General features: G+C 44.9%; 12 protein-coding genes and 2 riboswitches. All 12 genes read right to left on the reverse strand.

Annotation, left to right across the window (positions count from 1 at the left end; genetic code table 11):
• Positions 1 to 177: 177 nt before the first annotated feature.
• On the reverse strand, positions 178 to 1,005 hold the full coding sequence (locus ABGU93_RS08980; protein WP_347413128.1) for a prepilin-type N-terminal cleavage/methylation domain-containing protein: 828 nt from the start codon (positions 1,003 to 1,005) through the stop codon (positions 178 to 180).
• A 70-nt stretch (positions 1,006 to 1,075) separates the two neighbouring features.
• Positions 1,076 to 1,585: a prepilin-type N-terminal cleavage/methylation domain-containing protein gene (locus ABGU93_RS08985; RefSeq protein ID WP_347413129.1), complete on the reverse strand. Its 510-nt coding sequence runs from the start codon at positions 1,583 to 1,585 to the stop codon at positions 1,076 to 1,078.
• Positions 1,582 to 2,025 (reverse strand): type II secretion system protein, encoded by a 444-nt coding sequence (locus ABGU93_RS08990; protein ID WP_347413130.1) that lies wholly within the window; start codon positions 2,023 to 2,025, stop codon positions 1,582 to 1,584. The genes ABGU93_RS08985 and ABGU93_RS08990 overlap by 4 nt, the downstream gene beginning before the upstream one ends.
• Positions 2,026 to 2,037: 12 nt before the next feature.
• Positions 2,038 to 4,200: a hypothetical protein gene (locus ABGU93_RS08995; RefSeq protein WP_347413131.1), complete on the reverse strand. Its 2,163-nt coding sequence runs from the start codon at positions 4,198 to 4,200 to the stop codon at positions 2,038 to 2,040.
• Between the two features lie 99 nt (positions 4,201 to 4,299).
• Positions 4,300 to 5,037, reverse strand: a complete 738-nt coding sequence (locus ABGU93_RS09000; RefSeq protein WP_347413132.1) for a hypothetical protein — start codon at positions 5,035 to 5,037, stop codon at positions 4,300 to 4,302.
• The gene (locus ABGU93_RS09005) at positions 5,034 to 6,533 is read right to left on the reverse strand and encodes a hypothetical protein (protein WP_347413133.1); all 1,500 of its coding nucleotides are present in this window, start codon (positions 6,531 to 6,533) and stop codon (positions 5,034 to 5,036) included. Before ABGU93_RS09005 ends, ABGU93_RS09000 begins: the two co-directional genes overlap by 4 nt.
• An 11-nt stretch (positions 6,534 to 6,544) precedes the next feature.
• Entirely contained in the window at positions 6,545 to 7,729 is a 1,185-nt protein-coding gene (locus ABGU93_RS09010) for a type II secretion system F family protein (protein ID WP_347413134.1), read from the reverse strand.
• A 32-nt stretch (positions 7,730 to 7,761) separates the two neighbouring features.
• Positions 7,762 to 8,526: a prepilin peptidase gene (locus tag ABGU93_RS09015; RefSeq protein ID WP_347413135.1), complete on the reverse strand. Its 765-nt coding sequence runs from the start codon at positions 8,524 to 8,526 to the stop codon at positions 7,762 to 7,764.
• A 34-nt stretch (positions 8,527 to 8,560) separates the two neighbouring features.
• Positions 8,561 to 8,959: a hypothetical protein gene (locus ABGU93_RS09020; RefSeq protein ID WP_347413136.1), complete on the reverse strand. Its 399-nt coding sequence runs from the start codon at positions 8,957 to 8,959 to the stop codon at positions 8,561 to 8,563.
• Between the two features lie 333 nt (positions 8,960 to 9,292).
• Positions 9,293 to 9,817, reverse strand: a complete 525-nt coding sequence (locus ABGU93_RS09025) for a type II secretion system protein (RefSeq protein WP_347413137.1) — start codon at positions 9,815 to 9,817, stop codon at positions 9,293 to 9,295.
• Positions 9,818 to 9,981: 164 nt separating this feature from the next.
• Positions 9,982 to 10,081, reverse strand: a riboswitch (cyclic di-GMP riboswitch).
• A gap of 128 nt (positions 10,082 to 10,209) precedes the next feature.
• Positions 10,210 to 10,314, reverse strand: a riboswitch (cyclic di-GMP riboswitch).
• A 219-nt stretch (positions 10,315 to 10,533) separates the two neighbouring features.
• On the reverse strand, positions 10,534 to 11,589 hold the full coding sequence (locus tag ABGU93_RS09030) for a type IV pilus twitching motility protein PilT (protein WP_347413138.1): 1,056 nt from the start codon (positions 11,587 to 11,589) through the stop codon (positions 10,534 to 10,536).
• A gap of 11 nt (positions 11,590 to 11,600) precedes the next feature.
• Positions 11,601 to 13,283: an ATPase, T2SS/T4P/T4SS family gene (locus tag ABGU93_RS09035; protein WP_347413139.1), complete on the reverse strand. Its 1,683-nt coding sequence runs from the start codon at positions 13,281 to 13,283 to the stop codon at positions 11,601 to 11,603.
• Positions 13,284 to 13,289: the final 6 nt, after the last annotated feature.

Genomic DNA, 13,289 nt, shown 5'->3' on the forward strand with positions numbered 1-13,289 from the left:
AGACATTCACATTCTTTGTCATCATTATAATTGATTCACCTTTAAAATGCTATTAAATTTGATAGGGATGTTCTCGATAAGTCAGGGCCGGCACAATGACTCAAAGATTCTCTTCCTGATCCAATAACAAATGGTCAGCATGATTTAATATAAGTTGGTGGCAGGTGCTGGCGCCGTTTATCGTTCAACTACTTGCCATTTCGATGTATCTTCAAGTTCCTCTTTAAAATCTGCCCATGATGATCCATTAAGGTCTGTCATTTTAAAACTCACACGGTTATCGTTATGGGGATCCGAGTGTTTCACGATATATTCATACCACTTCCCGTTTTCATGGTTAAAAACCAGGTTGGTTTCCCATAAATTATTACCAGTCGTATCTTTTGCGGTGTTGGCATAAATAATCGATTCTGTCGGTTTATGACGCGTGGTTCCAAAGAAATACGGTTGGATTCTCAAATCAGAAGATTTTTTTTGATATGTGGTTGCATCCAATACCGACTGAGGTATGCGTTCCCACTCGCCACCATTTTCCGCTAAAATTTTTGCCCGATAATTATCATTCGATAAATTGTTATTATTGATACCTAAATACTTTTGTATATCTTTATCATCTGTCATATCTTTAATCTTATCTAAAAGCACCAGCGTATCAAGATAAAGCCTACCATCAGCAACCGTTGTATGTTCTGAACAGTACATTACCCCCACTGCCTGATTCTCACTCTCATAGTAGGAATACCCGTAACAGATACCACCGCCGGGACATAAATGAGCTTCGTCACCATAATTTTCCTCAGCGAAGGTATTAATATTCAAGCCCGGCGTCATCCGGGATTGAGTTTCAAAGAGTCGGACAATATCCTTGCGCTGGGTATCACACAAGGATTCCTGAGAATGGCTGACAAAGCCCAGCATCGTCGGGATGGCAAAAGCTGCCAGGACCGCTAGAATGACAAGGACGACAATGATTTCGGTTAGGGTAAAACCTTTCTCATTATTCATCACACACCTCTTTTTTTCGTATCGCTTTGACCATGTATAATTTTAGGCATCTGAATGTTGAAGCTAAGTCTTAATTGACCAGCGTAATCACCAGAAAACCTTTCTTATCGTCGCCATTTAGTTGGGTATTCAAGGTTGCGCTTTTAATATTGTTCATGACAATACCGCCCTCTAAAACCGACATCTCGTGCTTTGGGACAATTTCATAATTCATGGTATTGCCATTGCTGACATTGAAGTTAATTTCGGTAATCTGATCAGTTTGATAGGCAGTGCCGTTAATCACTTCGACACACTCACCCTGGTCGTTAAATCCAATCCCATAAACATCATTAGTTGTGGGCTGACTGTTGGCAGTAGTGAAGCCAGTCGCCGTAGCCAGAACATTTTGCAAGTCCGTTTCGATATTGGTGATGCTCTTTTGTTTATAGGAAATATCAGTACCACGGGTATAAACCTTCTGGGACATGAGAAAAACCGCGGTGACCGTTGCCATTAAAATGCCGGTGATCAGCAATGCAACCAGAAGCTCTATCAGCGTAAAGCCATGTTGACTGTTCCGTCGACTTTGCTTGTTCATTGAAAAACACTTCCTTTTTTCGTAAATGCATCCAACTCAACATAGGATTGATCATTATTATAGTAAACCCGAACATAAACACGATAACCAATGGCATTTTCCACCGTAACCTTATTTCCGACTATGTCAACAGGTTCATAATAATATTGTTTTCTTGAATAAGCTGGCTGACTCGGTGTAAAAAATACACCGTTTACTTTCGTTGCTCCAGCAATTGTGGGATCTGACTGATCCGCCCTTGCCGACAACTGCTTCATGATTTCATCAACCATTTCCTGGGCCTGGGCCGCTTCATTGTTTTTTGAGTCACTGAAAACAACCATTTTCTGGCCAAAGAGAAGGGCTCCCAGTACCGTTACCAGAATAATGGCAATGATTGCTGTCGACACCACCGTTTCAATAAGGGTGACACCAGTCTGATCTTTAATTATATTTTTCATGATGCGCACCTCTTAATAATATTTTTCCGCACCTTGTGTTATGATAACGGAACTGCTTCCACCTGAACCCGGCGGATTTTTAAAAACCGGTGGATTATAATCGGGAATTCCATTGTTTTTAAGCATATGAGGAAATTGCTGGTTGCCGCTAGGCGTTTTCACGTCTAGGTAACTATCTTTTTGAATATGGGCAATCATTGAACCAATATGGATGTTTGTTTTATTATTATTTTCTGAACCGCCCTGATACCAAAATTCAATGCGGTCTGTTACCATCGTAATCGAGGTACTGTCAAACCAAATATCATCTGCTATCACATTAAGATATGCTGTAGTATAGCCATTGTTAGCATTTCCCATGATTATTGGAGCGGTACCAACATTGTCTTTGGATATTCCCGGTCCAAAAACAACTAATGTTGCTCCTTTATTTGTAGTTTTATCAGTTTCACCAATATTGACACTATATGCCTCAGTATCTTTCTTATTCTTGATATACTTCTCAGCCTTTTGGGTTTGTGTATAACCGCCACCAAAACGGACATACAATGGTTCATCATAGTCTATGCGCACAATTGATAATTTCCCCGTTAAATCGTCAATTGTTGTCATTCCTGAGCAGTCGAAATATTGCGTTTTTATGACCGAATCAATTATCTGGGGACCTAATGCTAAGGCGCCATTAATCTTAATAATATTTGATTCCAAATTCAGTGTTGAATTAGTTTTCAAGCTCAATCCCGTACACGTAAAAGACCAAAAATCTTTAATATCTATGATACAATGATCTGAGTCAGCACCGTTAATTGAACCAATATTCATCTGACTAGAACTTGCATCTAAGCCTGTAACCCTCAATTGACAATAACTTGCCAAATTTATAGTGCCCGTTTGTAAATAATTAATACCTAAAAATTCCATTACCGCAGAACTTTTTTTAGGATTAACATTCCCCTTTATTAAAATGTTATCGCAATTCCAAAAGAGCTTTCCAGCGTTTTTGATATCAATATCACCTTCAACAATAACGTTGTTTGCATTGAGAATAAACTCACTACTCTCGTTAATCTCAATTTTACCGTTTACCACTAAAGTGTCACATTCGATGTTTAGCTTACTGTTATTTGCAATTGTCAGGTCACCTTCAAAAATCACATGATCTGCTTTTAAAAAATTGGTTTTATTATTACGATTCGTTTGAAGATAGTTTTGCGTAAAACGAATTTCACTTGGTACAGTTGCATTTCTCACCGCTGTTATATTAAATGTTGATTCCCCATCAGAATCACTCGGATATGCTTCAAAACAAATGTTTTTCGCAGTTAAATTTAATGATGGATTATGCGGCCAAGTAAATTCGTTAATTTTTAAATTCAAAGCACTCTCTGAAACAGTCAGCATATCATTATTAATTTGTGCATTGTACTGACTTTGATATGTTTTCTCGATCGGTTCTCCTATCGTACATTTGGTTTTAGGCGTTTGATTCCAACTTTCAATTTTTATCTTAGTAGTCTTCCAACCACTCATGTCTGGCCTCGTCATTAGTTCTGTTTCTAAACTATTTAAATTACTAATAATAATTTGTGGATCCGGCACTGTAGTTGAACCTGTTCCCGATCCCGTTCCTCCTGTCGTCATTGCATAATTATAATCTACCTGATAATCCAACTTACGCCTGAGATTTTCAGTCTCCACTTTAAATATATATTGAGAGGTATTCGTCGTATTGACGGCAGTCGCACTTTTTTCCACAAAAACCTTTCCGAAACTCGTCTTTGTGCTATCATCTGAAAAAGATAAGGTTCCGGCCGGATTTGTTTCGTTGCCATAAATTGTCGTAACCTCATTCTCTAACGCCGCAATCTCAGCTGTGAGGTTTTGAATTGTTGTCGCTGAAGGCTTTTCTTTATTGCGTTCCGCAACTAAGGCTTGATAGGCGACAGACAACTCTTTTTCCCGGCTATTTATCTCAATCTTACCAAACTCAATCACCGACTTGGCATCAATATAGGCCTGACGGCTCTCCACGGTTTCCTGGGTAAAGGTGAAATCGCTATTGGCAACGGCAAGTAGCGAGGCGACCATGATCATGATAATCATCCCGAAAATTAGAACAAATGCCAGGGAACTGCCTTGTTGATTTTTCAATGTATCTTTTATTCTAATTTTCATGGTATCCTTCCCTCGTTTCTGTGGGATTATATTTATAATTTGGTTATTTCTCTTATCGTTACCATTCAGTATCCAGATATAGTCATTAATATCAGCACTCTATTTTTCCATCATATAAACCATAAAAGTCACACTAATGGTAATATTGCCACCATCCAGCTTCGCCGCACTTGCCGTTGTCGTCGTGGTTGAACCTGAAGTGCTTGCGGCTGCCGGGGCAATTTCGAAAGATGAAATAATCATATCCGGTCGGGCTGCCACCGCATCCAAGAGCCGATAGAAATTCGGCTGGGTCCCGGTCAGTTCCATATTCACCACCCCGGTCCAGGTCTCAGCACTGCCGGTTGTAACCGTTGCCTCGGTTGAAGTCGTTGGATCTGGAGTTTCCGGACTGGTTGTCCCTTCCGTTGTCGCTGTCGTTTCTGTCGTGCTGCTGTCTGGCGCCGAAGGCTGTTCATCACTCGTGTATGGGGTAAATGTCTCGACCCCGGCCATCCCATTGTTCTGAATCGATAATACCTTCGGCGATAAACTGTAGTCCAGACTCAACTGGGTCAACAGTTTGTCCAATCCTTCATTGGTCAGCTGCTGGGGAAACGGTGTTTTTAAACTGGCCAGATTGGCCGTGGCTTCGTCCCGGGCCTGCATTGTCGCGGGAATGCTGTCAATGGCCATGGTCATCGATTCCTGGGTAAATTGGGCCTCTGCCGCCTGATCATTAACCACCTGATAACTTCTGAAGCTTGGCAGGATCACAAAATAGAGGCCAAAAAAAACAATCAGCGCACAGCCCAGAATATAAATTAATAGTTTTTCTCGCTTAGTCAGTTTTTTCATTGCATGCCACCTGCTTTCAGGTAGGCAACCGCACTAAAGCCAAAACCTGTTGATGTTGTCCCGGTTGTAATGGTTGTGGTTTGCGTACCGGATGAACTCACCTGGGCATATCCGGTATAATCGATCTGGGTAAAATATTGGGTCTCTTTTAATCGTTCGATGTATTGAGCCGCTTCTTTCTCGTTGTTTGCCGTAGCTGAGATATTAATCGCTCCGGTCGTTCCATCATAATCCATGGTGTTTAAGGCAATCACCCCATTGGTCAGGGTTGCCATATGGGTCAGTTTATCCGAAGTCAGATCGGGGTTACTGTTAATTGCCGTATTAATGCTTTCAATATTGGCAATTTCGGTTTGAATTTCGCTGACCTCATCGGTCACTTCCTTGGCCTGCAGATATTCGGCCTGATTGTTGGGATCGCTGATATAGGCGTTTGACGCTTCCAGATTTTTCTGCGCACTGTATTTCAGGCCAAAGAAAACGCCAAAGAAAATCAGGCAGATCAAAATCATGGCCGCCGGCAGGATTAACGCCTTATATTCAAATGGCAGTTCTTTTTTGACCACATTGCTCTTTTTAAACGCCGCAAAAAGATTGATTGGCTTGATGCCGGCAAAAAAACCGGCGATGGGATAAATAAAACTCCCAAAATCAAAGGTCTCGTCGATGACAAAGCCATTTTTAATATTGGGGGTCTGAGGAATGATAAATAAATTAAGATCCGGATCAAAATTCAGTGCCCGGAGTCCATTCAGTTCAAACTCATCCAACCCGGCATAAAGACTCATATTCAGGGTATGCTCTGATTTCTGAGATTTATTAAACTGAATCAGGGACGACAGCTTTCCGGAGAGCTCATCGGCAAAGGCATCGGTGCCGCGTTCCGAAAGCAGCCGGGAACGGTTGGAAAAAATATAAATGCCGTTTTCAAATAATATCGAGATCAGGTTTTTCCCATCCAGAATATTGAGTGCAAAGGTCATCCCCTTAAAATCTTTGGTTGCCGAGACATATTGAATCAGGGTGTTAAGTCCCACATCGATGCTTTTGATCTGAATTTTGAGGCTGGCAAACAAGGTGACATAAGACTCCAGCACCCGTTTTTCAACGCCGCAGCAAAACAGATTATTACCAGCCGGTCCGGGAATATGGGCATAATCCACCACCAGGGCGTCATAGTTACCGGCCGTATCTTCAAACTCAGCGGCCGCCACAACTGCCAGTTCCTTTGGTTTCAGCTGGGGTACTTCCACATTTTTGGTGGCGATCAGACTGCTGTCGATGACCAGTTTCATGTTCTTAAACAGATGAGGACTTTCTTTGAGCGCTTCGGTTATGGTCTGTTTTATTGCTTCTTCATTGGTAATAACCCCATTGATCAGCGCGCCGGCCTCCACCGGCAGGGATTTGAAATTTGATATGTTAAGACGGCCACCCTTAATGATCCCCTGAAGGACCTGGATACCATCATTTGAAAAATAGACGAGTGTCTGCATAAAAAGCCTTCCTATCCGATATTTTGGTACAAGGTCATAATCGGGAGCATTACCGATAACATGATGCCGCCAACGATGACGGCCATAATAATAATCATAACGGGTTCAATAAAGGTGACCAGTCGGGTGGTCGCCATTTCGGCTTCGTAGTCGAAGGAGTCAGCCACCGCTTCCAGCATATCATCCAGATTCCCGGATTCTTCGCCAATATAAATGGTGGCCACCAGCTTGGCATCAAAGCCATGAATGGTCTGGATCGAAGCCGACAGGGGTTCGCCATTACGCACCTGTTCAATGGCATGGGGAAACTGGGACTGCAAATAAGTGTTGCCGATGGTGGCGCCGCTGATCGTCAAGGCATTGATCATCGCCAGACCGCTGGAATAGAGGGAGCTTAGGGTTCTGGCAAAACGGGCGGTATAAATAATCTTCATCAACTTACCGATCTTGGGAATTTTCAGTTTAAACTGATCCAGGGCTTTTTTAACCCGGGGGACGGTGATCAGAAAGCCCCCCAGCACCAGCAGAACCAGCGTTCCGATAATATAGATATACCAGTAGGTGGTCATCGAATTGCTGATACCGATCATCAGCCGGGTGATCGCCGGTAGTTCAATGCCCTCAAACAGGGTAAAAAACTGCGGCAGGATCAGGGTAAAGATCAAAACTACCACCATAATGGTAATGACGAACAGGATCACCGGATAGGTCATGGCGCTTTTTATTTTGCCCCGGAGCTTATGCTCCTTTTCATAGTGGTCGGCCATTTTACGGGCGGTGCCCTCCATCTGACCACTGGCCTCACCGGATTTATACATATTGATCAGCAGCTCCGGAAAGGAGCCACCGGTTGATTCCATGGCATAGGACAGCGTGTTACCCCGCTGGATTTCCTGATAGAGAACGCCATAAACCTTTTTGATGGCTGGTTTAATGTCCCGTTCTTCCATAATCTTAATCGCCCGGATCATCGTAATCCCCGACGCCAGCATACTGGCAATCTGCCGGGAGAAGTCTGATATTTCCATCGGTTTCAGTTTATAGACCTTATGGTGCTCCTGGACTTCCTGAATTTTCAGGGCAAATTCATTATTCTGCCGCAGGGTTCGGCGCACGGTCTCCGCTGACGCCGCCTCCATGGTGCCACGGACCAGCTGAGACTGTAAATTTTTGGCTGTATATTTATAAACCGGCATATGGCCTCCGTTATTGACTTTTGCTTTAATTATTATAACCCAAACAGGTTAAAATACCACTGTATTATTATATCACCAAATAGTAATGCTGTCATGATTCCGATGCATAAATAGGGGCCGAAGGCCATGTGTTTATCCTTTGTTTTTTGTGCCAGCAGATAAACCGCTACCGCCCCGCCAAGGAGCAGGCCAATAAAGGTTGCCAGCAGGGTATTGCCCCAGCCCAGCATAAACCCGGCCACCGCCATCAGCTTGATATCGCCGCCGCCAAAGGCATCGGGGATAACCAGCGCCAGGGCCAACATTGGCAGACTGATGACAAAGATGCCGATCACCCGGGAGAGAATCCCGACCTGGGGGAAAAAGAAAAAGCTGAGCAAGGCCGGTGCCATCAAAGCAATGACCAGGCCATTGGGAATGGTCATGGTATCAAAATCGATCATCGTGATGCAGATGAGGATGGCGCCGGCCGCAAAAACCACCAGCCACTGAAACGAAAAGCCATAGACAGCAAAAACCAACACCGCCATCAACCCGGTAAACAGTTCAACCAATGGATAGCGGATGGAAATCGGTTCACCACAATCAGCACATTTCCCCCGCAGCCAGAGATAACTGAACACCGGCACATTATGATAGCCTTTAATCTGGGCCTGGCAATGGGGACAGAAAGAACGGCCTTTGGCAAAGGAAATTTCTTTGGGTACCCGGTAAATGACGACGTTAAGAAAGCTGCCGATAACGATGCCGATAACAAAGATATAAAGATAAAGGATGAAGTTGATGAATGCGACCATAAAAACCGATATCCTTTCTGCTAGATACTAAACGCTATTTTTCCTTACTGGCAACCAGCTCCCCGGGAGCGTACCGGGTGACCAGACCGCCCCGGGTATAGATAATATAGTCGATTGCGGCGTCCTGGTTTTCATCGACGACAGTGATAACCGCAGCCTGATTGACCTCTGCACCGATATAATCAATGAGATCCGCCTGATCTGGCACATGATAGTTGCCGGAAGCCACAAATTCGATGGCTTTAGCCTGAGCGGCCAGGTACACCAACCGGCTGTTGGCGGCGTAGGTGGTGTTCTGGATGCTTAAGACCAGACCACCGATGATGACAACGACAAAAAAAAGGATCACCGTTACCGCCAGCGGAAAGCCCCGGCTGAACCGGATCGGTTCTGGACCGGTGGGAGCAAACTGATAATTTTTAATTGGGTACACGGTTTACCTCCCGGGTTGTGAAGATGCTAAGCTTTTATTTGATGGTCATTATTTGCGGTAATAAAACAGATTAATTTTACCATTTAGTTTAAAGGATTGGCTTAAAGCGAGGTAAATAGTTGTATAATTTTTCATTTATACTTAGATATTTTAAAATTTGCATTTTTTAGTTTTTAAGCATTATCCGGGCATGCCGAATATAGCTAAATTACTGTTTGAAACGATCTTTTAAAATAAAAAATCTCCCCATCCCCGCAAACCCGATGACGGGCTTGCGCCTGGGAGAGGGAGATACCATCCTATGGCGCATAGGATATGTATTTTCTTATTCTTTTAGTATACCTTTTCCACAGTCGTTTCAGGAGTTGAGGTTGCCTTATTAATCGTTATTGCATAACCATCTTTTACATAATATACCTTAGTAACTCTACCAGTCGTTCCATTGAATGTTACCAACCACGATGATTGTCCAGTATTAGGACTAGTTGCATCGCCTGTAGCAGCTACTTCTACAGGATCCTCAATCGTCACACTTGATATAGTAATATCACCATTTAAATAGTTTTTCATTTGCAAACTAGCGCCGGTTGGCTCTGTTGCTGCTCCAACCTCATTCGAATTAAGATCTGTATCATCTATAGTTTTACCTGATGCAATATATTCTGTTGCGGTCGCCTGGGCTGCGACGTATACTTCTCGAGCCTCAGAAATCATAGCTTTGCCTTTTGCATCGTTTATAAACCCCAACATTGCCGGTATCGTAAACGCCGCTAAAATCGCCAAAATAACCAACACCACAATAATTTCCACCAGGGTAAACCCTTTTCTGCTTTTCCGTATCTTGTTAATTAATTCCATTTTTCGCTCCTCATTTTTTTATTTTTAAGCTCTATATGATCATCCGCGCCTGAAGATGATTTATATACCCTATTGGTTATTCATTGCGAACGATAAGCTCGCGATTGTTATTTTGTGCCTTAATCCAGTCCATTTTGGGCTCAAAAAAAGCCGCACTCTCACCGTGCGGCAACTGGCTGTCGTATCATGATGGATTTTGAACCCACTGATTTAGACCCTATAGCTTTGCGTCCCAGAGTTTCCTCTGTTTTGCCTTTTTCATCGTCTTTTATTCTGTTTAATCTTAGTCTAAGCCGGATTAAAAGTCAAGTTAAAAGTTTTACATTTTCGTGACATTTTACTGCAGTTTTTTGTGACATGTCTGTTTGCGGCATAAAAAAAGCCACCTCTCGCGTGGCAGCTGGCTGTCGTATCATGTGGCAATTCACATTTCCAATCATAACTTAGACCCTGAAGCTTTGCGTCCCAGATTTTCATCTGTTTTGCGCTTTACTCTTCTAGCTTAATTAATTTTCAACAAAAAGTCAAGTGTATCTTTTTATAAATTTTTAAAGCTCATTCGTCAATTTTCGTCTCAATCTCATGAATTGCTCAATCTGCGAACAATCCTTAGTTGCACAACAACATCGCCGATGACCATCATAAGGTTTATTCGCGTTCAGGGCGGTTGATAACCGCCCCCTACAAATTCAAATATACGTTATTGTCAGAGCAAGCTATCGGCCAAAATACTGATTAAACTCCTGCTTGTCACTGGCCCATTCGAGGCCAACCTCGTAGGTGATTTTCTGGTCCCGGACCAGCATCGCCAGGTCCGCGTTCAGGGTTTTCATGCCATCCCGGCCGCCGGTTTGCATCACTGAGGCCAGTTGATGGGTTTTATTTTCGCGGATCAGATTAAGCACCGCATCGGTGCCGATCAGCACCTCCAGGGCAGCCATCCGGCCCTCGCCGCTGGCCAGGGGCACCAGTTGCTGGGTGACAACCCCTTTTAAAATGCTGGACAGCTGGGTACGGATCTGTTGCTGACTGTGAGGCGGAAAGACGTCAATGATCCGGTCAATGGTATTGGCCGCGCCGATGGTATGAAGGGTAGATAAGACCAGATGGCCGGTTTCGGCGGCGGTGACGGCGGCCGAAACGGTTTCGTAGTCCCGCATTTCGCCGACCAGAATGACATCCGGGTCCTCCCGCAGCGACGACCGCAGGGCCGCGGCAAAAGAACTGGCATCGACCCCGATTTCGCGCTGATGAACAATGCTGCGTTTGTGTTCGTGTTTGTACTCCACCGGGTCTTCAATGGTTAAAATATGAACCGCCCGATTGGTGTTGATGTAGTCAATCATCGAGGCCAGGGTGGTGGATTTCCCGCTGCCGGTGGGGCCGGTGATCAAGATCAGGCCCCGGGGCTCACTGGCCAGTTTGCGGATAATCGGCGGCAGCTTGAGGTCTTCAAAGCTGGGGATGGTATCATTGAGCAGCCGGATGGCGGCCGCATAGCTGCCCTGCTGTTTATAGACATTGACCCGCTGCCGCAATCCTTCCGGCGTGACATGGCAAAAATCCAGATCGGTGCCGGACTCCAGGGTCTGCCGTTCGTCCGGGGTCAGTAGGCTGAAAATAAGATTTTCAATAATCTGCGGGTTATGGTCAAAATCACTTTGATAGAGTTTACCGTTTTTTCTAAAAACCGGTGGCAGCTCCCGGGATAAATGAATATCCGAACAATCGTTGCGGCGGCCGTAATTGACCAGATCTAAAAAACTTGTCATAATCATTCTCCCTATTCCACATAATATGATAACTTAAGAAACTCTTCCATCGAGGTGATCCCCTGGATGGTCAGATTGGAGACGCTTTTTCGCAGCGGAATCAGCTTGCCGGTTTCTTCCACATAACTGTAAATGTCCTCAATCGGTTCCCGTCGGGAAATCAGGGAGCGGATCGTTTTATCGATGGCCAGAATTTCATGGATGGCGGTTCGGCCTTTGTAACCGGTATTATTGCAGATATGACAGCCACGGCCGCGATACAGGGTGGTCAGCCGCGGTTCGCCCAACAGTTCTTTCTCAATTTCGGAGGCCGCATAGGCTTCCCGGCAATTGGGGCAGATTTTTTTGACCAGCCGCTGGGCTACGACCCCGGTCAGGGAGTTGGCGACCATATAGGGTTCAACGCCCATATCCTGGAGCCTAACCACTGCTGAAACAGCGTCATTGGTATGCAGGGTGGACAGCACCAGATGGCCGGTGATGGCCGAACGGACCGCAATCGAGGCGGTTTCCGAGTCCCGGGTTTCGCCAACCATGATAATATCGGGATCCTGCCGCAGAATCGAACGGAGTCCCACGTCAAAGGTCAGTCCAGCCAGAATATTTACCTGGGTCTGGTTGATTTTGGGCAGGTTCCGCTCGACCGGATCTTCAATGGTAGCGATATTGACATTGCGCTGGCTGAGCATTTCCAGAATCATATAGAGGGTGGTGGTTTTGCCGCTGCCGGTGGGGCCGGTGATATAAACCACGCCATGGGGGCTTTGCAGCATCTGGAGAATTTTCTGGTAATCCCCATCATTCATTCCGAATTGACCGGCATGATCCAGAGGCACGTTCATACTTAAAAAACGCATGACCATTTTTTCGCCGTAAACGGTGGGGATACTGGAGCTGCGGACATTCATTTCAACGCCGTCGATGCGAATCCGGAAATGCCCATCCTGAGGCACCCGACGTTCGGCAATATCCAGGTTTGACAGGATCTTAATCCGGGCGATCAGGGACTGGTGGAGATTATTGGCAAGCGTCAGGTAATCGACTATCAGGCCATCGATCCGCAACCGGATAATGGTTTCTTTTTCAAAGGGCTCGATATGAATATCGCTGGCGCCGGCATTGTGGCCTTTTAGCAAGACTGAATTAACCAGATTGACAATCGGCGCGTCGCCCTCATTGGTGAGGATATCCTCGACAAAGGACAAACTGCTGCCCTCGACGGTTTTATTGGCGGCGGAAGCCGCCTTTCGGGCTTCGATTTCGGTGTAAGCTTTCCGGATCGTTTCCAGAATTACTTCCCGGGTGGCCAGCACCACATCAATGTTCATATTGGTAATCAGCCGCAGGTCTTCAATGGCATAAAAATCCAGGGGATCATTCATCGCCACCACCAGGTGATTGTTTTCTTCGCCAATCGGTATCAGGGTGTATTTGTAGGCGATGTTCTGGGGAATTTTTGCCGCTGCTTCCAGATCGATGGCAGTATCTTTTAAATCCAACACCAGCACGCTCAGCCGTTTGGACAGGGCCTCCAGCAATTGGGCCTCAGTGACATAGCCATAGTCAACCAGAATGGCCCCCAACCGTTTGCTTTTATCAACCTTCTGATAAGCCAGCGCTTCCTGGAGCTGTTCTTCTTTAATAAACCCGGCGTTGATGAGAATATCGCCGATGCGAATATTTCTAGTTTCCATTATTTC

This window comes from Acetobacterium sp. (genome assembly GCF_039830195.1).
Taxonomy (GTDB): Bacteria; Bacillota; Clostridia; order Eubacteriales; family Eubacteriaceae; genus Acetobacterium.